The sequence below is a fragment of the Micromonospora sp. NPDC047467 genome (assembly GCF_040643095.1).
Classification (GTDB): Bacteria; Actinomycetota; Actinomycetes; order Mycobacteriales; family Micromonosporaceae; genus Micromonospora.
This window is the reverse complement of record NZ_JBEYTO010000010.1, coordinates 113,335-135,368: the sequence shown is the minus strand read 5'-3', so window position 1 is coordinate 135,368 and position 22,034 is coordinate 113,335. Positions and strand designations below refer to the sequence as shown.

Genomic DNA, 22,034 nt, shown 5'->3' with positions numbered 1-22,034 from the left:
GGGATCGGTGCCGGCTCGATGCTGGCGGCAGCGCGGGCTGGACCATCCCGGCGCGCGATATCGGCGATGCTGTGAGCGTGGAGTACGTGTCCAGAGTGTCGCGACCGCCGCTGGACGGGCTGATCGACGACCTCTACTACCTGGAGGGTGCGCCGCCGTACGCCCGACTGACGCTGCCGGCAAGTCCGGCGGCGTTGCTCATCGTCAATCTCGGGGCGCCGTTCCGCATCCGCGCCGGCACCGACATCGAGACGGCCGACTACGCCGACGGCTGCGTGGTCACCACGCCCACCCGCGCGTTCGAGTTCGGCTACCCACGCCCGACGCGGTCCGTCGGCGTGCACTTCAAACCGTGGGGGCTGGCGCCGTTCCTGCCGATGCCCGCGGCCGAGCTGTGTGACCGGCCGGTGACGGTAGAGCAGGTTTGGGGCCGGCCCGCCGTTGCTGAGTTGCGAGACCGGCTGGCCACGGCGGACGGACCGCACGAGATGCTGACGCTGCTCGAGGAGGAGCTGATGCGACGGCTGTGCGAGACCGCCGGCCTGGGGCTGGTCCGCCACACGAGCAGGGTCATCGCGGCGACCAGCGGGGCGGTGGCGATCGGCGACCTGAGCGTGGCGACCGGTGTCAGCAGCACTCATCTGGCACAGCGATTCAAGGAACTCATCGGCGTCACGCCGAAGCGCCTGGCCCGCACCTACCGCTTCACCGCCACCGTGCTCGCGATCAACCCCGCCGAACCGATCGACTGGGCCGACCTCGCCGGTGGCGCAGGCTACTTCGACCAGGCCCACTTCGGCCACGAGTTCCGGGCCTTCACCGGGCTCACCCCGACCCGGTACGTCGAAGTCCGGCGGCGGTTCCTGCGCGAACATCCCGGCCACGTGCTGGACAGCTGGCCGCTGCCGGCGGATTGATTTCTTACAAGAGCGGCAGCTCACGGCACGCTAATTTGGGGGCATCCCAGAGCAGAGGAGAGCCCCGTGGGCAAGGTGGTCATGTACAGCTCGGTGTCGACGGACGGCTTCGTCGCGGACGAGAATGACCAACCCGGACCGCTGTTCGACTGGTTGTCCAGCGGTGACGTCCCGTTGGACGAGAGCGGCGCGCTGAAGGTGTCGCAGACGTCCTACGACTACACCCGCCCGTACTGGGACCAGATCGGGGTGACAGTCGTCGGCCGCCACGTCTTCGACATGACGGACGGCTGGGACGGGAAGCCTCCAGGCGGGATCGACCACGTGGTCGTCGTGACGCACCGGCCCGAGCCCGAGGGCTGGGACCCCAAGGCGCCGTTTCACTTCGTCGACGGCGTCGAGGCAGCCGTGGCCAAGGCGCAGGAGCTTGCGGGTGACCGCATAGTCGAGGTCGCCGCTGGCGACGTCGGTGGTCAGGTGCTTGCCGCGGGCCTGATCGACGAGGTACGCATGGACGTCGTACCCGTCGTGTTCGGGTCCGGCAAGCGCTACTTCGGGTCGGTCGACGCGCAGCACCTGCTGGAGGACCCTGACGTGGTGATTCAGGGCAACCGGGTGCTTCACCTGCGCTATCAGGTGCGCCGCTGATCGATCTGAGCGTCCCCACCGCCTCACCAGTCGTTCGCGACCGCCATCGTCACCGCCTCCGGCTCGATCCCCCTTGCCTGGGCCTGCGCGCCTGCCCACCGCAGATAGGCCAGCCACTCCTCGGATGACCACCCGTTGTGGCGACTGACGCCGGCCTCGGCCGGAAGGTGGCTGGCCACGACACGGTCGAGGATCAACGGCTGCACACCGCCCACGCCGCGCCGGTAACCGACGAAGTAGAGGACCTTCGTGAACAAACCCGGCCCCAACCACGGCAGGCGTGCATGGTCGGGGTCGGACAATCGGCGGTACGCCGTGCGCAGCGCATCCTCGTCCGGATCTGGCTCGGACATCGCCTTCAGCGCGTACGCCAGGCGCTTGCCGTCCGGGTCGGCGGCGAGCGACTTGGCGGTGCGCCACGGGCCGTACCCGATGGGTCCGTAACCCCAGGCCAACACGGCGGTCAGCAATTGCCGCGGACCCGCGGACCCGGCCCGGTACGCGTCGGCCACCGCGAAGACGTCACGCCGCCAGATCTCGCCGTTCGCCGGAAGGCTGTCGGGCCACGCGCCCCGCGGTAGCCCCGCCCGCCACCGGTCGATGTTGACGGTTACCGGAGCCCGCTCACCCGGTAACACCCCATCCTCGACTGCCTGCATGGTTTGCCCCCTCAGATCGCTCCCTCTGTCCGGACGCTACGGCCGAGGCGCTTCCACCCATCGCCCGCTGACGCCATATCGCGGTATCGAAGGGGAACGCGCCACCAGTCAGGTTGATAGGCATTGGTCGAGACATTCGGCACGACGGCGTGCGATTATCGCACCATGACCGAAACCGGCGACTGGACGACGGTCGGCGAGCAGGTACGCCAGGCCCGCCTCGGGGCTGGCCTCTCCCAGGCTGAACTGGGCGCTCAGCTCGGCCTCGATCGCACCATGATCGCCAAGATCGAGTCGGGTGTTCGACGGGTGGACGCGTTGGAGCTGATTCGGCTCGCGGCCGCGCTCGACGTACCCATCGATCATTTGCTTGAACCAAGACCCACGGTGATCTCGCGCCGCTCGGAACTCCTCGCCGAGAACGACACGGACGTCGCGCGGCGATCTCAACGACTGGAGATCGCGCTCGCCTCCTGGCTCAGGGACGTCCGCCAGCTTCTCGACGCCGGCGCACTCACTCTCGTCAACCCCGTTCGGTACGACGGCAATCTCGCCTCGGAAGACGACGCCCGTGCGGCGGCCCGGTGGCTGCGCAGCATTCATGGTGTCGGCACAGAGCCCATCGCCACCCTCATGGACTTCTGTGAACGCAGCGGCCAGTACGTCCTCGTCAGTGACGTGCCCGGCGAGGGTGCGTCGATGGTGGACGGAGACGTCGCGGTGTCGGTGGTGAGCATTGAGGGCGATCCGGGTCGGCGTCGAGCCACCGCAGCCCACGAACTGGGCCATCTGGTGCTGGGCGACGAATACTCCGGCGACCTGGCGGTGCACCTGTCGCGCTCTGGCCGGGAGAGTCTGATCAACGCCTTCGCGGCCGAACTCCTCCTCCCGGTCGCCGCGTTTGGGGACGTCAGCCGCAGCACAGCATCCCGCGACGAGATGATCCGGCTCACCGCGCACTACCGCACGTCGTGGTCGTTGGCGCTACGGCAGGCGGAACAGGCCGGGTGGCTGGACGCATCATCGACGCGCTGGAGCCGAACCACGCCCACGCGTGCGGAGATCATGGACGCGGTTGGCTGGGCCCCTCAGCCGGATCTCGACGCGATTCGCGTACCACCGGGTTATTCGCACGCCGTCATGGAAGCCTGGCGCCGAGACTTCATAACGGATGCCCGTGCCGTCGAACTCCTGCATGGCCAGATCAGCCTGGGCGACCTACCAGCGCGCGACGAGACAGATCTGGCACCGTGACCGTCGCAGCTTCGACTCACGAGCCCTTACTCGTCTTCGACGCCACCGTGCTACACCATTTCGCGCTCGCCGACCGGCTCGACGTGCTGGCCGACCTGGTTACGGGGCGGCGGGTGGCCACCACCGCCGTCGTGCTCGACGAACTTCGCACCAGCGCCGAGGGGATGCCCGCGCTCACCGCGGCGCTGAACCTTGCGTGGGTCGAGGTCATTGCACTCGACACGATCGCCGAGCTCCATCGATTCTCGACTTGGGTCCGCCGCGTCGGCGCCGGCAGACGAGACCTGGGCGAGGCGAGCGTCTTCGCTGCGGCGGAGATTCACGGAGGTACGGCAGTCACGGATGACCGCAAAGCCACGAAGGTAGGCCGTAAGTACGGCCTAGCGGTTCACGGCACGATCTGGCTACTCGCCGATAGCTGCCAGGCCGGCAGACTCACCGAGGTCAACGCGGGTGCGATTATCGACGCGCTGCGGGGGACACAGCATCGGCTGCCGTGCACCGGGGCCGAGTTCCCCTCGTACGCACGAAAGGCCGGGCTGCTCCAGCTCTCGCCTGCACGGATACCGAGCCCGACTCGACCCTCGACTGGAACGCCCGCCCAGGCTCATGACTAGCACCGTGCCGGCTACGTCATGTAGCGGACCAGCTCCACGAAGCCAAGCCCAGATATTGACAGTCAGCTATTGAATTCGGCGGGGTGGCCCTAACATTCGGAGCATGCGTGCTCGCCGCGTCACCGCTACCATCGCCCTCGCCGCGTTGGCGAGCCTGCTCACCGTCCACGCCGCCCGTGCCGACGGCCCGGCAATCAGCACCCCCGGCAGCCCAACCGTGGTGGCCAACGAGCCACACCAGCTCACCCTGACCTGGACGCCGTCCGCCTGGGTCGGTGAGCCGGCCGGCGACGGCCCGATCGGCTACGAGGTGCAGGTGCCGCTGACCCACAACACCTACCGCCTCCTGGGCACCACCACCGACACCACCATCACGGTGACCGACCTGGCGCCCAGCACGACGTACCGGATCGCGATCGCCGCCCGCGCACTCGGCGGCTACTCGGACAGCTCGCCTCCCACGGCCGTCCGCACCGCCACCGGCCGCGCGACGCTCAGCTATCTCAACCTCGACTGGGCTCCGACGAACAACCAGATCCAATACAGCCTCCAGGTCACCAATACCGGCAGCGGTCCGCTCGATCTCGCCGCCGTGCGGGTGCGCTACCACCTGCGCTTCGAGGGCGGCAACACCTCGCTTGTGACGAACTGCGACTGGGCCGTGCTGGGCTGCGACCGGATCCGGCAGACGGTGCAGGTCTTCATACCGCCGGGCGGGTCGCCCGGTGCTACGCCGACACCGACGCAGTATCCGATCCCGGGCACCCCAGCTATCGGCTGGGTCGAGCTGACCTTCGCCAGCGGGACGCTCGCTCCGGGCGAGTCGACCGGGCCGATCCAGCTCCGCCACCACCGGCACAGTTGGAGCGAAATCAACGAGCGCGACGACCCGAGCTGGCTCGCCGCCACTGCGCAGTGGACCGAGAACGGACGGATCACCCTCGACGTCGACGGGCTACGCGAATTCGGCGACCTGAACACCTGACGCGCCCGTGAGTGCGCCGCTCAATCAGGGCCGCGAGCGGGGATTGGCCTGCTTTGCCTTGCTCGCCTCGATTTCTTCCATCGTCGTGACCTGATACCGGCGGCGCGCGGGACGCGGCTCTTTCACCGCGAACAGCGCCTCGAACGGCGCCGCATGCTCCTCGCAGCGGTCGGTCTCCGCGGTCCGCCCTTCCGAGACAACCCCGTACGTCTTGGCTTCGCGCCGCCTGTCCTGGCACACGTCACACACAGTCAAGCTGACCTTCACAACGGCTCCTGTTCCCGTCGCCGACCCTGCGTTGCAGCTTACTGACAGTGGTTGACGTGATGATCATCCGGAGGTTCACTCATGGGAGTCGCAGTGGCTGGCTCGCGAGCCGCGAGGAAGGTCGAACTGATCCGATGCCCGCAAAGAAGATCCAGAATGAGCAGGAGGCCATCCGGTGGTTCGAGGAGGGGCGGACCTACCAGTGGATGGTTGAGGAGTACCGCCGCAAGTACGGCGTCGAAACCGTACCGTCGCTGTGGGGAAACTTCCGCCGACGGCGAGGGCTTCAGCGGCGGACCATCCGCAACGACGAGCTGATCCCGTGGCTCCTCAAGGATGAGCACCGCTGGCTCTTTCCGATCCAGATGCTTCGTGCCGAGGCACGCCGTCGCTCTGGCAAGCAGTTGCGCGATGACGAGAAGGCAAAGCTAGACGCTTGGCTCAGGCGCCTCGCCCGAGAGAACGCTGTCCTGCACTACGACCCGGACACCGAGGAGGGCTGGTTCTACGTCCTGCGGCGGGAGGGTATCGACACGGACGTCATCCGCGTGCCCGAGCGGAAGACGACCACGCGTCCGGCCGCAGACTGAGACTGAGCACCGCCACCCAACGTGCCACCCGCCCAACCGGCGGCCGCCTCGCAGGGCCGGGAGCTACCGGCGGAGCTGTGGGAACACTGACTCGCCGGACAAAGAGAAGCTACGCGCCCATCGAGAGGGAGCCCGTCGCTGATCCGTTCGGGGCAGGTGGCCGCCTAACCGCCTGCGGCGCGCTCGGTCTGCCAGGCGCGTAGGGCATTTTTGATCCGCTCGTTCTCGGCGTGCGCCTGGTCGAGTTGACGGGACCGCTCTCCCAGCTCGAAGGCGAGCCGGTCCAGGAGCGCGTGCACATCGTCGGGCCGGTAGCCCCGCTGCCCGTACCAGGTAAGGGGAAGCGTCACGTCGCGGAGGCAGCTCGGGGTGAGAGGGCCGGCCAGCGCCCCGAGGCTGCGGTAGACCGTCACAGCATCACGGGCAGGCGGATGCGGTCGGCGGGCACACCGGCGGCGAGCAGGCGCAGCCGGGCACCGGCGAGCATCAACGGCGGCCCGCAGACGTACACGGTCTGCGAGGCAGTGTGGTGCTGGAGAGCGATGGTGAGGGCGTCGCCCTGTTCGCGCGGCTCGGCGCTGGGGTCGTGCGAGAACGCCGGTACGACGGTCAGCCAGTCGTGGGCGTGTTGCAGCTTGTCGAGGGTGATGGCGTCGTACAGGTCGGTGAAGGTGCGCGCCCCGACGACCAGAGTCACCCGCCGACCGTCGGGTGCGGCGGCGACCTGTTCGACCAGGGCGCGCAGCGGCGCCAGGCCGGTGCCGCCGGCGACGAGCAGCAGATCACCGCCACGCAGGCACAGCCCGGTGTTGGCGGGTGGGCCGAGCCAGATCAGCTCGCCGGGGCGTACCTCATGGGTCAGGTGGTGGGAGACAGTGCCGGCGGGTACGGCGCGGACGTGCAGCTCGACGGTGCCGTCGGCGCGTGGGGCGTTGGCCGGGCAGAGCCAACGCCAACGTCCGGGCAGGCGTGGTGTGCAGACCGGGACGGCCTGGCCAGGCTGGTGGGGTAGGCGTCGCCAGGGACGTACCGTCAGGATGGCGATGTTGGGCGACGGCCGTTCGTGGCCGATCACCTGGGCGGGCCACCAGGCTGGGCCGTCGCCGACGCGGGCGGCGGCGCGACGCACGGCGTGCGTGGCGCGGTCCATGGCGCGCTCACCGGCGAGGGTCAGCGAAGGCGTCCACGGTGGATGCGCGTGCCGGGCCACCGTCGCGAGCAGCGCGTCACCGAGGGTGGGGGCGTGTGGGAGCAGGTCATAGCGACGGTACGCGCGGCCGAGCACCGTCAGCAGCGCTGCCCGGCCTGCCCGGTCGTCGCCGCCGAGCGTGAGCTGACCCAGCGCGTGGAAGAGCAGCGGCGCCTCACGGTTGGGGAGCAACCCGGGTCGGCGGTCCTCCACGGTGCACCAGAAGTCGCCGGCGGCCCGATCGTCGACCGACGCCCAGGCTGCGGCGAGGTTCACGCGTCCACCTCGAACGTCCGCCGTACCTGGGCAATCTGGTCATCCGGCAGATCGGCCGCCCAGAGCACCCCCACCAGGTAGTCGACGACCCTCCGATGCTGCGCCTCCGACAACCCCAGGCCGCGCCAGCCGTCGCTCGGCGTTGCTCCTCCGGCGAGCGCGTTCGCCAGGCCCGCGGTGAGGTGCGCGGCGAGTCGACCCAGGTCAACCCCGATGAGGTACGGCGACAGCTCCGCGTCCGCCACCACCAGCCGCAGCCACTGGCCGACCGCCTCCCCCGACGTCATGCCGCCGGCCCCTGACCGAGCTGCGCCTCGGTGAGACCGGCGGCTTCCAGGGTCGCCCTGCCCCAGCGGGCGAGCCGGCACGGGAACGGGACACGTTCACTGCGGCACAACTCGCCCTGCGGCCAGCTCTCGGGGACGTGGACGGTGACCGCCCGCAGCGCGGTACACAGGTCCTCGTCGGTGACGGGCGTGAGGACCGGGAAGTCGTCGATCAGGGTGGGCATGCCGGCTCCGAGACGTTGACGGATGAAGCGGCGCCGGGGCGGGCGGGAGCGGAGCTGCGCCGTTCGGGTCGGCGCAACCCCGGAGCCAGCACCCGCCCCGGGCCATGCGTCCACACTGGCCAAGCGATCGATACCGCGATATGACTACACCCTGTATTTACGCTGTACCTAAGCTGCATCCGGAGCCGTTAAGCTGGCCGAAGCGGCTACGACGCGATGAGAGGCGAGAGCTTTGCCTACGGTCCAGGCGTGGACAGGTCGCGAGACCCGTGCACTGCGGCACGCGCTCCGCATGAGCATTCGCGACTTCGCCGAGAACCTCGGGGTGAGTGAGCGCACCGTCTCCAAGTGGGAGGCCGGCCGCGACGCGGTGCATCCTCGGCCGGAGATGCAGGCCGCGCTTGACACCGTTCTGAGCAGGGCCAGCAGTCAGGCGGCGGACCGTTTCGTCGCTGCCACCAGCGAGGCTTCCCTCCAGCACAACCCCGATGGGGGTGGCTATCGGGTCCAGTCCCACAAGTTCATCCCGGCCTACATGAACGCGCGGGCAGCCGCAGAACTAGCGGGCAAAGACACCTTCCATCGACGGCCCCACGAGTGGCTGGAAGTGTCTGTGACGGAGGTGCCGCACCCGGTAGGCACATGCACCGCCCATGTCTTTGCCTGCGGCGTCGTGGTGCTGCACGTCGAGGAAAAACTTCACTTTCGCACTTTGGCCGCACTGGCCGCTTGGCGATACGCCAGCTATGAGGCGGACGTGCCCTGGGCAGCGGACGAGGTTACGAGGCTTCTCTCGTTTGCCCCACCCACCGATCACGTGGCGCCGGAATACGTCCTGTCGATGTACGTCCTGCAAGAGTCGGCATGGAGCGGCGATGAGCTTGAGAACGCCTTACGCCTCATGAGCGTGCCGTCTGTACTGGTGAACCGTCGCGCGCGGCCATGTCCTAAACCAGTGGACGACCACGTCGAACGTCGGTTGCTAACCCAAGGGTTCGACCAACCTTCAGTTCAGCCCTTTGGCGTCCAGGGAGTCTCGCTGGGCTATGCCAGTTGGGCCGGCGTGGCGTACCACGCTCTCGCCCCCGAGCGGGCGCTCACGGTCGACGACCTGGTGTCCTGCGAGGTCGACGTGCAGATGCTCTGGGCCTACTGCCGCCACATCCAGTCCCAGGTCGAAGACGGCCGAGATCCGGCCATGCCGGCTGAGTTCGGCTGGCGCTTTCTCCGTGCGGCACACTCCCGGTTGACGACCGCCAGGGCACGCGAGACCGCGCAGCACTGCATGATGCGCGAGGCTACCCTCTCAACGAGTGGCCTCCCGGCACGTCTGACACAGGCCCAAACCGCCCTTCGTGAGACTGCGGCACTGAGTGGCAGAGTCAGCCTATGAGTGAGACACGAGCCGCTCTGATCGTGATCGACATGCAAAACGGCTTCATCAACGATCAGAGCCGAGACGTCATCCCCAAAGTCGTCGAGCTTGTGGAGAACTGGGAGGCGTCCGGGCGACCGGTGGTGTTCACCCGTTATCACAACTACCCCGGCAGCCCGTTCGAGCGGTTGATCCACTGGTCGTCGGTGCAGCACCCACCGGAGACAGAGATCGTACCGGAACTGGCGCAACACGCCAGCCGGGCCCGAGCGGTGATCAACAAGAATATCTACTCGTACTTCTCCTCTGCCGGGATTGCCTTGACTGAACAGGAGGGGTGGACCGACCTGGTGTTTTGTGGCATAGCGACGGAGAGTTGCGTGCTCAAGTCGGCAGTTGACGCTTTCGAACGCGGCCTGACGCCGTGGCTCGTAACGGACGCGTCCGCCAGCCATGGAGGGCAAGCCGCGCACGAGGCCGGCCTGTTGGTCGCGCGCCGGTTTATTGGAGCCGGACAGATCATCAACGCCAGCGACGTGAGCATCAAATTCTGAGCAGTGCGGCGGCGACTCAATCCGTATCCGCCCGACTGCACGTCGTCCGCCTCGGGCAGACTGCGCTCACAACGGAACACCCCCGTGCCGTATCTGGTCGTCCGCCCGGCGGGTCCGACGGACCGCATCCAGGAACTGATCGCCGACGAACGGCGGGTGTGTCCATGATCGTCAGCTCGGCCGCCGCGCCGTCGCTAGACCAGGCGACGTTGGAAGGCAAGACCGGCTATCTCGTACGCGTGGAGTGGCGGGATACCCGGCGACCCAGACCCACCGGCCGAGGTGGTGGTGGCGCTGCTCACCTTCAATACGGTGACGAAGTGCGCGCTGGCTATCAGCGACACTTTGGCGCTCGGCGTTTGCAACGATTCGTTTGGCGCGGGCCTACCGATCGTTGCCGTTCCGCATGTCAAGCGGAGCTGGCCGCACATCCAGCGCACGCCGGTCATCGAGCGGTGCTACGCGACGCTGGCATGCCATCGCTAACAGGAAAGCACAGGCCGGGGCAATGGAATGAAGGCTAGGAGACGAGCGTCATGTCATCCTCCGACTCCTCACGCTCCATCTCATATGCCGACGGCGATTCGTCGCCCTCGGTCTCGCCGCTTCGCACTGCTCGCTTCCCCATCGCCGCGCTTACCAGTTGCAGCAACGCCTCTGCGCGAGCATCGAAGAACTTGTAAAAGTCTGCCCGCCGAAGGTATTTCGGATTGATGGCATGGGTTTCTAGAATGACGTCAAGGTCCTTCGGCTTAATCCCTGCTGCGCGTTCAATCTTCGGCAGATAGTCGCGGGGGGACTGACCGCCAATTCGAATGTTGGTGTGCCGCGCAAGAGCCGTCTTGTTAACGATACTCTCTCGCCAAATGGGATCGATCCCATTCTTGTCGCACCACACTTTCGGGAAGATGTGATGTATGTCGACCTTATAGTTGTAAAAAGCCGCCTGCCCAAGCGCCTCGGCCTTGAGCCAGTCACGTCCACCTTGCCTCATCAACAGTGCATAAATTCCCTTATATGCGGCACTGTTACGGGTTCGTAAAGTATAAAGCCGATCCTCGTGGAAAGTGGCGTCGGAGACGGTACTGGGCTCACCCCGACCTGTCAGCCATGAGATGACTTGCTCCAAATCCCGAGCAAAACGGGTCTCAGTGGCACCGCCATAAAGTTCACCAAGCACTCCACACCAGAACCACTGCCGCAGTTTCGCGTCATGCCCCCACAAGGAAGCGTCCTCGCCGAGAGCAGCCCGGATAGCGGCCAAAGGCACGAGTTGGGTGCGATAAGGCACGTCGCGGGCATCGAAGATGTGCTCTGCCGCGAGAAACGCCGCCGCCCATTCAAGGGCCTCTGTGACTTTGGGAGCCCAATTGAGGAACTCAGCCAATTTCAGCTTCAGCATGTCGCGCCGCTTACAGCCCACTCCGGGGGCCTTGGAGGCGTCACCTTGGTGCGCCCTCTTTCGCTCCCAAGTGGCTAGCAGCGTTACCGCCTGCAAGAAATCGGTGTTCTCTAAGAAACGGAGCACCCGGTGACGCTCTAGACGCCGCTGCACGTCCAGCCAGTAGTCGTTGAGGCGAAAATCGGCACCGTGCTCGGCAAAGTACACCTTATCCCCGGCGTAGGTGGCGGTTAGCAACTCGAAGACGTTTAGCGCAACCCCACCCGTGTTCACCTTCTCGAAAACGGTGCAGACCGCCTCCTTAGGCGTCGTCTTGGTCAGCTTGATAACCGGCACGAGATAGGATGTCAAGTTGTCCAGGACCGAACTCTGAAACCGTTTCCATTGTTTACGCCGCTCGAGATCCATGCCGATAAACTCGAAAGACCAGTCGAGCTTGGCATCACCGTCGAGCGCAATGCGCAAGGGGAACATGCCAGCGGCACATTCTTTATCCATAGTGCTGTAATCGGCCACGACGCGCCGGCCAAAATTGTCCCGGACCGTTCTGTCCTCAGGGACACTAATGATCGCTTCCTCGCGGTCACCTTCGTCACGCAACGCGGCCTCGATGTTGATATAGTACCAGCGCTTCAGCCGCTTGCCGCGGTCGTCGGTCGTATCCACCACCTTGCCCGACATGAGCGACTGGAACAGCGAGGTCAGACGCTGCTGGCCGTCCAGCAAAAGCTGTTCGGGATCCTGAAGCCCGGCAATAGGGACACCGGATAATGCCTTGGGTTTGAAACGTGTACCGTCACCACCCGCCTCCAACGTCATCACGACCCCTATCGGGTAGCCGCGCGTGATTGTGGCCAGCAAGCTGACGATACGGTCGTCGTCCCATTTCCAGTCACGCTGAAAGTCCGGAAGTTGCACCTTCCCGACACGAATATCCCGCAAGAGCTCCGCGAGCGGCCAGTCAGGACTTTCGAATGGCATATCAGGGCGCCCTTCGCGACGATTGGTTGGTCTGTCCTGACAAGTGGATGCGCACGCAATACCACGGCCGACTCAGCTAGCGGTAGGTAGGCTCGACAGCTACGAGCGTCTTCGGAGGAGCTATCGGAACCTTACGCGTCGTAGGCTATCGGCAGGCCCCCTGAATGTCACCCTTTTAGGCGGTCCGCGCTACCCGCTCTACGCTGTCAATGGTCCAAGTCGTGACACCGGCCCAGATGCCTGTGGGGAGTTGCCGAGAGCAAGCCACGCACCCGATGAGCCTTGGCGGTGTGGTGTCTCTGGTTCGCCTCGGATGGATGCCCCATCGGACCGAGCCCGCCGTCCCTTCATACGGACCGCCCGGGCCGTTAATCGACTAGATTCCTGGGATGACGGATCTTGAGCGGGGTGTTTACGAGCACCTGATCACCCGCGACCTGGCCACCCGCCTCCAACACGTTGACCCCGCCCTGATCCAGCACCACAAACTCGACCCCGCCGACGCCCACCACGCCCTCGCCCGCCACATCGCGGTCCTGGCCGCCCGCGCCCTGCAAGCCCTCCCCAACGGCGACGACAAGCTCTACCACCAGGTCGAGATGGCGAATCGCATCGCCGATGCCATCGCCACCCTGAGCCCAAAGGCGGCGACGGACCAGGACCAGGTCACCGATGCCAAGCACCTGCTCCACGCCATCGCGGCCCCGCCAACCCCTCCCGCGCTACCAGCCTTTCCGCAGCGCCCCACCACTCCCCTCTCCACCGGCGCACTGCTGGTCAACGGCCGTCACCAGCCCCGCATCGGCCACGAGGTCAACCACGAGATGGCCTCCGCCGAGAGCGTCGACCTGCTGTGCGCGTTCATCAAGTGGTACGGCCTGCGCATCGTCGAGCCAGCCCTCCGCGAGCTGATCGCCCGTGGCGGCCGAGTCCGGGTCATCACCACGACCTACCTCGGTGCCACCGATCAGCGGGCACTCGATCGGCTCGCCGAGCTGGGCGCTGAGGTCAAGGTGTCGTACGAAACGAGGACCACTCGTTTGCACGCCAAGGCGTGGCTGTTCCGCCGGTCCAACGGCACCACCACTGCGTACGTCGGCTCGTCGAACCTGTCGAAGACCGCACTGGTGGACGGCGTGGAGTGGAACGTCCGCATCTCGAACATGGAGCAGCCGCACGTCATCGACACGTTCACGGCGACGTTCGAGGACTACTGGAACGATCCGGCGTTCGAGGCGTACGACGCGGCCAGGGACGCCGAGCGGCTGCGGCACGCCTTGAGCGGGGAGCGCCGCGACGGCGCGCCGACCGAGATTTCGAACCTGGACGTGCGCCCCTACCCGTACCAGGCGGAGATCCTGGCCGACCTGGACGCCGAACGGCTGGTGCATGGGCGCTGGCGCAATCTCGTGGTGATGGCGACCGGCACCGGCAAGACCGTCGTCGCTGCCCTCGACTACCGCCGGCTGCACAAGGCAGGACGAACAGATTCGCTGCTCTTCGTCGCCCATCAGGAGCAGATCCTGCGGCAGAGCCTGTCGACGTTCCGGCAGGTGATGGGGGACGGCAGTTTCGGCGAGACGCTTGTCGCGGGCGAGAAGCCGAACGGCTGGAAGCACGTCTTCGCCTCCATCCAGTCGCTACACCGCCGCGAGGTCGACCCCGAGGCGTACGACATGGTGATCGTCGACGAGTTCCACCACGCGGAAGCGCCGACGTACGCGCGGCTGTTGGAGCGGCTGCGTCCCCGCGTACTCCTGGGACTGACGGCGACCCCCGACCGGGCCGACGGCGGCGACGTGCGCCGGTGGTTCGACGGCCGGGCGGCCGTTGAGCTGCATCTGTGGGACGCGTTGGAGCGGCAGTTGCTGGCGCCGTTCCAGTATTTCGGGCTGCACGACGACGTGGACCTGTCGCAGGTCGCCTGGAAGCGTGGGCAGGGCTACGACCCGACGGAACTGGACGGCCTCTACACCGGCAACCACGCTCGGGCGCGGTCGGTGCTGCGGGCGGTTCGCGACAAGGTGGACGTCGGGCGGATGCGGGCGCTCGGGTTCTGCGTGAGCATCGGGCACGCGGAGTTCATGGCCGACTGGTTCAACCAGCACGGCGTACCGGCGGCGGCGGTGACGTCGCGGGCGGACCGCGCCGGCCGGGCGGGGATGTTGCGGGACTTCAAGGCCGGCAAGCTGCGGGTGCTCTTCACCGTGGACCTGTTCAACGAGGGTGTCGACCTACCCATGGTCGACACGATCCTGATGCTGCGGCCCACCGAGAGCGCCACGATCTTCCTGCAACAGCTCGGCCGTGGCCTGCGCCTCGACGACGACAAGCCGTGCCTGACCGTGCTCGACTTCATCGGCGGGCAGAATGCCAACTTCCGCTTCGACCTGCGCTGGCGTGCCCTGACCGGGGTGACCCGGCGGGCCATCACCGAAGCGGTCCGCGACGATTTCCCGAGTTTGCCCAGTGGCTGCCACGTCGAACTGGACCGGGTGGCGAAGGAGGTGGTGCTCGCCAACCTGAAGTCGGCGCTGCCCACCTCGAAGGCCGGCCTGGTGGCTGAGCTGCGGCAACTTGGCGACGTCAGCCTGGCGACGTTCCTGCGAGAGACCGGCCTGGAGATCGAAGATGTGTACCGGTCGGCCAGCATCGGCGGCTGGACCGGGCTGCGTCGGCTCGCCGGCATCGAGACGTCCGCGCCCGGCCCTGACGACCAGGAGCTGGGTCGGGCCATCGGCCGAATGCTGCACACCGACGACCCCGACCGGCTGGAGCTGCTGACCCACGTCGCGGCCGGACCGCCCGCGCCAGGTCAGCAGGTGTACGCAGGCAACGGCCGGCTGCTGGACATGCTGCACTTCAGCCTCTGGGGGCCGAACGCGCCTCTGGCGGCACGGGACGAGCGGCTGGCGCGACTGTGGAAGGAACCGGCGCGCTGCACCGAGCTGCGGCAGGTCGCCGACGTGCTGCGGGATCGCATCCACCGGGTCACGCCGGCCGCCGCCCCTGGGGCAGTGCCGTTGCGGACGCACGCCCGCTACAGCCGCAACGAGGCGTGCGCCGCCTTCGGCATGACCAACCCGGGCTCACTCCGCGAGGGGGTGAAGTGGCTGCCCGACGCGCAGGCCGACCTGTTCTTCGTCACCCTGGTCAAGTCCGAGGCGCACTACTCTCCCACCACCATGTACGCCGACCGGGCCATCACCGACACGCTGTTTCAGTGGGAGTCGCAGAGCACCACCTCGTCGGCCTCCGCGACCGGGCAGCGCTATACCTCGGGCGGCTCGGCCGTGCACCTCTTCGTTCGGGAAACCCGGATCGCCGACCGCGACCTGGGCGCGCCGCCGTACCTCTACGCCGGCACCATGACGTACGAGTCGCACACCGGCGACCGGCCCATGCGCATCCTGTGGCGGCTCCACCACGCCCTGCCCGCGGACGTCTACGCCACCGCCCGGACGATCGCCGCATAGCCCCACCCGGTCAAGCGGCGTCCGCGTTTGGTGCGAACCTGACGTCCAGCCTCCGGTCCAGGGCTCGTGCGAGGCGTTCCAGAACCGGCAAGGTCGGCACGGTGCCGCCGGCCTCGAAGCGGGCCACCGCAGACTGGGTCATGCCGGCAGCCCGCGCGAGCTCGCTCTGACTCCAACCATGCCCCTCCCGCAGGTGACGCACCTCCTGACCAAGCTCGAAGGCGATCCGGGTGGCCTCGTAAGTCTCGGCCGCTCCTGGTTCTGCCATCCGGCGCTCGCGCAGGTCATTCCAATCCAGGCGATCACTCATCGCTCTGCCCCCTCGTTCACGATGTGCCGCTCCGCCACGCACCGCTCGAATGCGCGGCGAGCCCGCTCGACTTCCCGGTCCTCCCGCATCCGCGTTTTGCGGAACACCGTGAGCAGGATGATCCTCCGGTCGGAGGCTATCCAGTACGTCACTCGTACCGCGTCGCGCTCTAGGTAGAACCGCAGCTCTCGCAATTTGCCGTCGAGTTGCCTGCTGTGCGGCTCTCCGAGCAGCACACCTCGGTTGGCCAGAAGATCGATGTAGAACGCCGCTCGGGCGAAGTCGGCGGTTGGTAGTTCCTCCAGCCAGTCTCGGACTTCCGGTTCCAACTCCACGCTACCCCAACCCATAGCATCGATGCTATGGGTTGGATGGCTGGCGGCGAGCTTCCTGAGTGCGTGTCGTCAATGACGTCGAGTCGGACCGGGTGATGAACGAACGCAAGCCGCGCGTCACACCCCACCGTTAGCGTGACCTCGGTCCCCGAGCACGGCGGCAGCGTCCAGGCCACCTGCCGCTCCTCTGAGTGATTGGATCTACCGATGGAACAGCGGATCAGTCTGGTCACTCTCGGAGTCACGGACGTGGCACGCGCGAAGGCCTTCTACGAGCAGCTCGGCTGGCGTGGCCAGGAAGTCGAGGAGACGGTCTTCTTCCAGGCCGGCGGCCTGGCCCTCGTCCTGTGGGGCCGCGACAAGCTCGCCGCCGACGCCGGCATCTCCAATCCGGGCACCGGCGCGATGACCCTGGCCCAGAATGTCCGCTCCCGGGCGGAGGTCGAAGAGGTGATCGCCACCGCGATCAAGGCCGGTGGCAAGGTGACCAAGCCGGCGCGGGAGACGTTCTACGGCGGCTACGCCGGCTACTTCGCCGACCCGGACGGCCACATCTGGGAGATCGCCTGGAACCCTGGCTTCCTGCTCGGCCCCGACGGCACCCTCACCGTCCCCGACTTCGGCGCCACGGGCTGACGCGAGCAACAGGTCACGACTCGGCCGGCGGGCAGAGCAGCAGGTCCACCAGCGGCAACAGCCGGCCCAGGCAGGCCGTCAGCAGCGTGGGGTCCTCCGGCGTCGGCGTGGTGGCCACGCCCGTCACGGTGGGCGACGGTGATGGTGTGGGCGGGTCCGGTGTCGGCGTCGAACTGGCGGTTGGGGCCGGAGCGGTAGGCGGAGCCGGCGCGGTGGACGCGACCGGAGCGGTGGGCCGCTCCGGAACAGCGGTCGGGGCCGGAGCAGCTGACAGAACCGGATCAGCAGCGGTGGCCGGTGGAGCAGGGACATGCGACGGGACCGCCGGCCGGACGGGCTGAGAAGGACTCGACGGCCCGACCGGGGCAGCACCGGTGCCCGGCCTCGGCGTTGCCGGAGTTTCCCGGCTGGTCGTACCCGTCTGAAATGCCACCGGCCCGCCCGCACGCGGGGGGCCGACAGTGACGACGGCGGACGCCGCCCGCCGCTCCGGGCTGGCCTGCGGTGGCTCGACGGCGGGCCCGAGCGTCGCGACCACCGCCGTCGCGACGGCTGCGGCGACGAGCGCCCGGCGGTCGGGGCGTACCGCGAGCAGTGGCGCTTCGTCCGGCTCAGCCGACGGTGGCGGTGTCGGCCGTTCGCGTCGGTGGGTGGCCAGCAGGGCGTCGAGTTGGGCGATGACGGTGGCGCGTTCCCCGGCGGCGGCAGCGACAGCGAGGGCCAGGTAGAAGCGGAAGTTCACCGCGGCGTTGGCCGGTACGCGTAACCCGCCCAGCGAAGCGTGGTCCGGCAGCAGCGTGACCGGGACGTCGGGATGGTGCGCGGGGTCGGCCAGGTCGGCGTACCGCCATTCGCGCCGGCGTTCGCTGCCGGCGAAGGCCACCCGGTGGCTGGTCACCACGGCCATGCCGGCGTCGACGACCCGCAGGCCCGCCGGCAGGGTGTCGCTGATCGGCGCGGCGCAGGTGAGTGGACCGGGCGCGGGTAGGCCGGGGATGTGCCGCGCCTCGGCCTCGACCAGTTCGGCTGCGGGAACGATCCGAAAGACGAGTTCGTCGACGTCGAGGGCCACCGGCAGGCCGGTGCGCGGCTGCGTACACCCGAGGAAGCCGGCTGCCTCGATTCGCAGCCGGCGCAGGTGCTCGCCGTGTCGCCGCCAGGTGTCGACCGCGGCGCGGTACGCGTGCTGGCGCCGCTCGTTCTCGCGCTCGACCCAGGCGGTTCGCCAGGGGGAACGAGCCAGTGAGGTCACGGTCACACGCGGTACAACCGCTCATGCGCGGGACAGGGAACGCACCAAGGATCGATGCTTCCCTTTGGTCCTGAAAGGAGAGATTTGACGGGCCGGCATATTCCGGCTCGCGCCGCCGCCCAGGCGATCCGGACGGCGGCGCGACGCGGGCCTGGTCAGGCCGACTGGCCGTGCTCAGGCCCCTCGTAGACCCGGCGGATGTCCACCTCCACCTCACCGATCGTCTCGGCGAAGACGTCGGAGAACCGTCGCCCCCACTCCACGGCCTCCTCGTGGGAGCGCACGTCCACCAGCGCGAACCCGGCGATCAGTTCCTTGGTCTCGGTGAACGGCCCGTCGGTGACGGTGGTCTTGCCGCCGGTCACGGTGATCCGGGTGGCGTCGGCCTTGGAGGTCTTGCAGAGCCCCTCGGCGGCGAGCAGGATGCCGGACTGCCCGGCCTCCTTCATGAAGGACTCCATCCGGGCCATGAACTCCGGGCTCGGGTTGAACGCCCCCGGCAGGTTCTCATCGATCTTGTGCATCATCATGTAGCGCATCGGTTGGTCCTCTCGTTGTTGACGAACGCTGTCGGCCGCAGAGCGCGGCCGGGCCGGCTTTCACTGACGCGTCGAGCGGCCGGACCGGGATACGACATGGCGGGCGAAGAAATTTTTAGCGGGTCGGCGCGACACCCCGGGCGCAGTCGGCGGCACGGGCACGCAGCAGCGCGCGTTCGCGTTCGTTGCCGGTCAGCTCGGCGGCCCGCTCGAACTCGGCACGCGCCTCGTCGTGGCGGCCCAGCTTGGCCAGCAGGTCGCCGAGCACGCTGGGCAGCAGGTGATAGTGGGCCAGCGCCGGCTCCTCGACCAGCGCCCGGGCCAGTTCCAGACCGGCGGCCGGGCCGTGCGCGAAGGAGACCGCGACGGCCCGGTTCAGCTCCACGACCGGCGACGGTACGACCTGGGCCAGTTCCGCGTAGCCGGCGGCGATGCGCGCCCAGTCGGTGTCCTGCGGGGTAGCCGCGCGGGCGTGGCAGGCGGCGATCTCCGCCTGGAGGGTGTACGCGCCGGGCGGGCCACTCGCCGCCCGCGCGCGGTCCAGGGCGGCCAGGCCGCGGCGGATCAGCAGCCGGTCCCAGCGCCCCCGGTCCTGCTCCAGCAGCAGGACGGGCTCGCCGTCGGCGTCGACCCGGGCGGCGGTACGCGACGCCTGGATCTCCAGCAACGCGGCGAGCCCGTGCACCTCCGGCTCCTCGGGCATCAACTCCTGGAGGAGGCGGGCCAGCCGCAGCGCGTCCGCGCAGAGCGCCGGGCGCATCCAGTCGTCGCCGGCGGTCGCGGAGTAGCCCTCATTGAAGATCAGGTAGATGACTTCCAGCACGGAGGCGAGCCGTTCGGCACGCGCCGCCACGCCGGGCACCTCGAACGGCACCCGCGCCTCGGCGAGGGTCTTCTTGGCCCGGGTGATCCGCTGCGCGACGGTGGTCTCGGGCACCAGGAACGCCCGCGCGATCTCCTCGGTCTTCAGCCCGCCCAGCACGCGCAGGGTCAGCGCCGCACGCGCCTGCGGCGAGAGGACGGGGTGGCAGGCGGTGAAGACCAGCCGCAGCAGGTCGTCGTCGATCCGCTCCTCGAAGGCCGCGTCGAAGTCCGGGGTGAACCCGTCGTCGTCGAGATCCTGCCCGAGTTCGGCTACCGAGCGCTCCAGCAGTTTGCGACGGCGTAGCGCGTCGATCGCCCGCCGCTTGCCGACCGTGGTGAGCCACGCGCCCGGGTTGGCCGGTACGCCGTCCCGCGGCCACTGCTCCAGCGCGGCGACCAGGGCGTCCTGGGCGAGTTCCTCGGCCCAGCCGACATCGCGTACCAGCCCGGCCAGGGCGGCGACGACCCGCCCGGCCTCGATTCGCCACACCGCCTCCACCGTGCGGTGCACCTGCTCAACCTCCATGACCGCACATCAGAGCAGGGCGGCTCAGGCTCCACAAGGACCGCACGGTTCAGTCGGCACGGCGCGGGTGGGTCAGCGGGCCTCGGGCCGGAAACCGCGACCGGGTACGCGGTGGGTACGCCTCGCAGTGCCCGCCCCACTGTTCGGCGGCGACAGTGAGGGCGTCGGCGGAGACGGTGAGGATCAGCGGGTAGATCGCGGTGGTAGGGCGGCGCATCCACGGGGGCAGTGACTCGGCGGAGAATTCCACGATCAGCTCCAGCCGGCGGCGGCGGAGCACCCGCGTCCGCAGCGCCAGGTTGGGTTCGGTGAAGCGGACCGTCGCCGGTGGCGGGTTCGGCTCGGCGGCGGCTCGCGCCTGGCCGTGCAGCCAACTGCCCAGCGCGCGGGCCTCCTCGGCCATCAGGCTCGGGTAGTGGTGCGACCACATCTGACCGTCGGCGGTGCGGGCATCCACCTCGATGAGCAACCAGTCGTGCCAACCGGGCGCGGACCGGTCGGGGTCGTCGGGCGGGTCGATGCCGGGCTGGTAGCCGATCGGACGGATCCGCACCCGGGCGCCATCGTCGGACCGGATCTCCACTCGATCATTCTGGCCGACCGAAGCAGACTTTAACCCCTAAATCGGTCACTTGGTGATGGTCCGCCGTACGCCCCGATGCTCGGCGCAGGCATCCGACCGACCACCGGTCAGGCTGACCGAGCCGTCCCGGCACTGCACCAGATAACCCCGACCGGCCCAGAACTGCGGCACGCACTCGAACCAGTCGCACACCTCGGCGGCCGGCCGGCGGATCCGGGTGCCGCCGCAGAAGTCGTACCCCAGCGGGTTTTCCGGGGCACCGCAGCGCGGATCGCGCGACGCGGTCGACGACGGGCGCGGCGACGTCGGTTTCGTCGACTTCGACGGCTTCGGCTTGGCGCTCTGGGTGGGCGGCGGGAGCGCCGGGCGGACCAGCGCGGGGACCGTGCTGGGGCTGGGCGCCGGGGTGGCCGCGACGGCGACCTCCGCGCCGCCGGCCGGGTCGGACGGGTTCGAGTCGATCAGAGCCGCCGGCACCAGCAACGCGATGCCCGCCGCGACCGCGACCGTGCGCCGACCACCGGGCACGAACGACAGGAGCCGCGCCTGCGCGGGCGTGGCCGCGGCTGGCCGGAACGGTTTGAGCTGGTCGTGCTCGGCGATCAGCTCGTCGAGTTGGGCGAGCACCGCCGGACGCTGCTCGATCGCGTCGGCGAAGGCCAGCGTGAGCTTGAACCGGAAGTCCGCCGCCGCGTCGGCGGGCAGCAGCAACCCGGAGGTACGCCGCCGGTCCAACACCTGGATCAGGGTGACCGGCGCTGCCGGGTCGTGGGCCAGGCCGGTCATCCGGCCGTACGCCCAGTCGCGCCGGCCACGCCCACCGAGCAGCACCAGTCGACGGCTCGTGATCACGGCCATGCCGGCGTCGGCGACGCGGACGCCGTCCGGGCGGCGTTGGCGCAGTGGCCCGGCCGGCGGGGCGACCGTGAGGTCCGGCGCGGGCAGCACGGTCGTGTGTCGCACCTCGACCAGTTGCGCGGCGGGCAGGGCCCACAGCACCACCTCGCCGTCGGCCAACTCCAGTGGCAGGCCGGCACCGGCCGCCGCAGAGCCGTGGAAGTCGGCGGCCAGGGCGCGGAGCCGCCGTAACTCGTCGTCGCGACGCCGCCATGCCGCCTCGGCGCCACGGAACGTGCTGACCCGCCGCACGTTCTGCCGGTGCGCCCACCGGTACCGCCACGTGGAACCCGTCGATTCAGTCTTTGCCACGCCGACTCCTTCGCCGCGCAGGCCACCAATCTGGGGTGTCACTGGGTTAACAGCCCCGCCGCGCGGAGCGGACACGCCA

The 22,034-nt window shown here is 68.4% G+C and carries 25 protein-coding genes; 11 read left to right on the top strand and 14 right to left on the bottom strand.

Annotated elements, in window-relative coordinates; all coding sequences use genetic code 11:
• The first annotated feature begins 77 nt into the window (after positions 1 to 77).
• Positions 78 to 917 (top strand): helix-turn-helix domain-containing protein, encoded by an 840-nt coding sequence (locus tag ABZ780_RS25745; protein ID WP_357487738.1) that lies wholly within the window; start codon positions 78 to 80, stop codon positions 915 to 917.
• 66 nt (positions 918 to 983) lie between these two features.
• Complete coding sequence (locus ABZ780_RS25740; RefSeq protein ID WP_357008565.1) at positions 984 to 1,565, top strand: dihydrofolate reductase family protein; 582 nt, start codon at positions 984 to 986, stop codon at positions 1,563 to 1,565.
• Positions 1,566 to 1,588: 23 nt separating this feature from the next.
• Here the strand turns inward: ABZ780_RS25740 and ABZ780_RS25735 are convergent, their stop codons facing one another.
• Complete coding sequence (locus ABZ780_RS25735) at positions 1,589 to 2,224, bottom strand: hypothetical protein (protein WP_357487737.1); 636 nt, start codon at positions 2,222 to 2,224, stop codon at positions 1,589 to 1,591.
• Between the two features lie 165 nt (positions 2,225 to 2,389).
• Here ABZ780_RS25735 and ABZ780_RS25730 point away from each other — a divergent pair, with 165 nt between their 5' ends.
• The 3 genes from ABZ780_RS25730 to ABZ780_RS25720 all read left to right on the top strand — a co-directional run bounded on the left by ABZ780_RS25730 (position 2,390) and on the right by ABZ780_RS25720 (position 5,080).
• Complete coding sequence (locus ABZ780_RS25730; protein WP_357487736.1) at positions 2,390 to 3,478, top strand: helix-turn-helix domain-containing protein; 1,089 nt, start codon at positions 2,390 to 2,392, stop codon at positions 3,476 to 3,478.
• Positions 3,475 to 4,095, top strand: coding sequence for a hypothetical protein (locus ABZ780_RS25725; protein WP_357487735.1), 621 nt, complete (start codon positions 3,475 to 3,477; stop codon positions 4,093 to 4,095). The genes ABZ780_RS25730 and ABZ780_RS25725 overlap by 4 nt, the downstream gene beginning before the upstream one ends.
• 103 nt (positions 4,096 to 4,198) lie before the next feature.
• Entirely contained in the window at positions 4,199 to 5,080 is an 882-nt protein-coding gene (locus ABZ780_RS25720; RefSeq protein ID WP_357487734.1) for a cellulose binding domain-containing protein, read from the top strand.
• A gap of 24 nt (positions 5,081 to 5,104) precedes the next feature.
• Here the strand turns inward: ABZ780_RS25720 and ABZ780_RS25715 are convergent, their stop codons facing one another.
• On the bottom strand, positions 5,105 to 5,347 hold the full coding sequence (locus tag ABZ780_RS25715) for a hypothetical protein (RefSeq protein WP_357008580.1): 243 nt from the start codon (positions 5,345 to 5,347) through the stop codon (positions 5,105 to 5,107).
• A gap of 47 nt (positions 5,348 to 5,394) precedes the next feature.
• On the opposite strand from ABZ780_RS25715, the gene ABZ780_RS25710 reads away from it, so the two are divergent.
• Positions 5,395 to 5,937: a hypothetical protein gene (locus tag ABZ780_RS25710; protein ID WP_357487733.1), complete on the top strand. Its 543-nt coding sequence runs from the start codon at positions 5,395 to 5,397 to the stop codon at positions 5,935 to 5,937.
• Between the two features lie 164 nt (positions 5,938 to 6,101).
• Here the strand turns inward: ABZ780_RS25710 and ABZ780_RS25705 are convergent, their stop codons facing one another.
• Genes ABZ780_RS25705 through ABZ780_RS25690 form a run of 4 tightly spaced genes read right to left on the bottom strand, consistent with a single transcriptional unit; the run spans position 6,102 to position 7,913 of the window.
• On the bottom strand, positions 6,102 to 6,350 hold the full coding sequence (locus ABZ780_RS25705) for a DivIVA domain-containing protein (RefSeq protein WP_357487732.1): 249 nt from the start codon (positions 6,348 to 6,350) through the stop codon (positions 6,102 to 6,104).
• Positions 6,347 to 7,402: an FAD-binding oxidoreductase gene (locus ABZ780_RS25700; protein ID WP_357487731.1), complete on the bottom strand. Its 1,056-nt coding sequence runs from the start codon at positions 7,400 to 7,402 to the stop codon at positions 6,347 to 6,349. Before ABZ780_RS25700 ends, ABZ780_RS25705 begins: the two co-directional genes overlap by 4 nt.
• Positions 7,399 to 7,689: a hypothetical protein gene (locus ABZ780_RS25695; RefSeq protein WP_357487730.1), complete on the bottom strand. Its 291-nt coding sequence runs from the start codon at positions 7,687 to 7,689 to the stop codon at positions 7,399 to 7,401. The genes ABZ780_RS25700 and ABZ780_RS25695 overlap by 4 nt, the downstream gene beginning before the upstream one ends.
• Entirely contained in the window at positions 7,686 to 7,913 is a 228-nt protein-coding gene (locus ABZ780_RS25690) for a hypothetical protein (RefSeq protein ID WP_357487729.1), read from the bottom strand. The genes ABZ780_RS25695 and ABZ780_RS25690 overlap by 4 nt, the downstream gene beginning before the upstream one ends.
• Before the next feature lie 232 nt (positions 7,914 to 8,145).
• Here ABZ780_RS25690 and ABZ780_RS25685 point away from each other — a divergent pair, with 232 nt between their 5' ends.
• The 3 genes from ABZ780_RS25685 to ABZ780_RS25675 all read left to right on the top strand — a co-directional run bounded on the left by ABZ780_RS25685 (position 8,146) and on the right by ABZ780_RS25675 (position 10,328).
• A complete protein-coding gene (locus tag ABZ780_RS25685; protein WP_357487728.1) occupies positions 8,146 to 9,306 on the top strand; it encodes a helix-turn-helix transcriptional regulator in 1,161 nt (386 codons plus the stop codon).
• Complete coding sequence (locus tag ABZ780_RS25680; RefSeq protein ID WP_357487727.1) at positions 9,303 to 9,842, top strand: isochorismatase family cysteine hydrolase; 540 nt, start codon at positions 9,303 to 9,305, stop codon at positions 9,840 to 9,842. Before ABZ780_RS25685 ends, ABZ780_RS25680 begins: the two co-directional genes overlap by 4 nt.
• A 288-nt stretch (positions 9,843 to 10,130) precedes the next feature.
• Positions 10,131 to 10,328 carry a hypothetical protein gene (locus tag ABZ780_RS25675; protein WP_357487726.1) on the top strand — a complete coding sequence of 66 codons (198 nt, stop codon included), beginning with the start codon at positions 10,131 to 10,133 and terminating at the stop codon, positions 10,326 to 10,328.
• A 34-nt stretch (positions 10,329 to 10,362) separates the two neighbouring features.
• Here the strand turns inward: ABZ780_RS25675 and ABZ780_RS25670 are convergent, their stop codons facing one another.
• The gene (locus ABZ780_RS25670) at positions 10,363 to 12,225 is read right to left on the bottom strand and encodes a DUF262 domain-containing protein (RefSeq protein WP_357487725.1); all 1,863 of its coding nucleotides are present in this window, start codon (positions 12,223 to 12,225) and stop codon (positions 10,363 to 10,365) included.
• Positions 12,226 to 12,614: 389 nt separating this feature from the next.
• Here ABZ780_RS25670 and ABZ780_RS25665 point away from each other — a divergent pair, with 389 nt between their 5' ends.
• A complete protein-coding gene (locus ABZ780_RS25665) occupies positions 12,615 to 15,701 on the top strand; it encodes a DUF3427 domain-containing protein (RefSeq protein ID WP_357487724.1) in 3,087 nt (1,028 codons plus the stop codon).
• A gap of 10 nt (positions 15,702 to 15,711) precedes the next feature.
• On the opposite strand, the gene ABZ780_RS25660 is transcribed toward ABZ780_RS25665, so the two are convergent.
• The gene (locus ABZ780_RS25660; protein ID WP_357487723.1) at positions 15,712 to 16,011 is read right to left on the bottom strand and encodes a helix-turn-helix transcriptional regulator; all 300 of its coding nucleotides are present in this window, start codon (positions 16,009 to 16,011) and stop codon (positions 15,712 to 15,714) included.
• Positions 16,008 to 16,361 carry a type II toxin-antitoxin system RelE/ParE family toxin gene (locus ABZ780_RS25655; protein ID WP_357487722.1) on the bottom strand — a complete coding sequence of 118 codons (354 nt, stop codon included), beginning with the start codon at positions 16,359 to 16,361 and terminating at the stop codon, positions 16,008 to 16,010. Before ABZ780_RS25655 ends, ABZ780_RS25660 begins: the two co-directional genes overlap by 4 nt.
• A gap of 192 nt (positions 16,362 to 16,553) precedes the next feature.
• Between ABZ780_RS25655 and ABZ780_RS25650 the strand changes: the two genes are divergently transcribed.
• Entirely contained in the window at positions 16,554 to 16,982 is a 429-nt protein-coding gene (locus tag ABZ780_RS25650; protein ID WP_357487721.1) for a VOC family protein, read from the top strand.
• Between the two features lie 13 nt (positions 16,983 to 16,995).
• Here ABZ780_RS25650 and ABZ780_RS25645 read toward each other — a convergent pair whose 3' ends face one another.
• The 5 genes from ABZ780_RS25645 to ABZ780_RS25625 all read right to left on the bottom strand — a co-directional run bounded on the left by ABZ780_RS25645 (position 16,996) and on the right by ABZ780_RS25625 (position 21,955).
• Positions 16,996 to 18,234 carry a hypothetical protein gene (locus tag ABZ780_RS25645; RefSeq protein WP_357487720.1) on the bottom strand — a complete coding sequence of 413 codons (1,239 nt, stop codon included), beginning with the start codon at positions 18,232 to 18,234 and terminating at the stop codon, positions 16,996 to 16,998.
• A gap of 155 nt (positions 18,235 to 18,389) precedes the next feature.
• Positions 18,390 to 18,773 carry a YciI family protein gene (locus ABZ780_RS25640; protein WP_357487719.1) on the bottom strand — a complete coding sequence of 128 codons (384 nt, stop codon included), beginning with the start codon at positions 18,771 to 18,773 and terminating at the stop codon, positions 18,390 to 18,392.
• Positions 18,774 to 18,888: 115 nt separating this feature from the next.
• The gene (locus ABZ780_RS25635) at positions 18,889 to 20,163 is read right to left on the bottom strand and encodes an RNA polymerase sigma factor (protein WP_357487718.1); all 1,275 of its coding nucleotides are present in this window, start codon (positions 20,161 to 20,163) and stop codon (positions 18,889 to 18,891) included.
• Between the two features lie 49 nt (positions 20,164 to 20,212).
• A complete protein-coding gene (locus tag ABZ780_RS25630) occupies positions 20,213 to 20,746 on the bottom strand; it encodes a hypothetical protein (protein ID WP_357008612.1) in 534 nt (177 codons plus the stop codon).
• Between the two features lie 45 nt (positions 20,747 to 20,791).
• Positions 20,792 to 21,955 carry a hypothetical protein gene (locus ABZ780_RS25625; RefSeq protein WP_357487717.1) on the bottom strand — a complete coding sequence of 388 codons (1,164 nt, stop codon included), beginning with the start codon at positions 21,953 to 21,955 and terminating at the stop codon, positions 20,792 to 20,794.
• Positions 21,956 to 22,034: the final 79 nt, after the last annotated feature.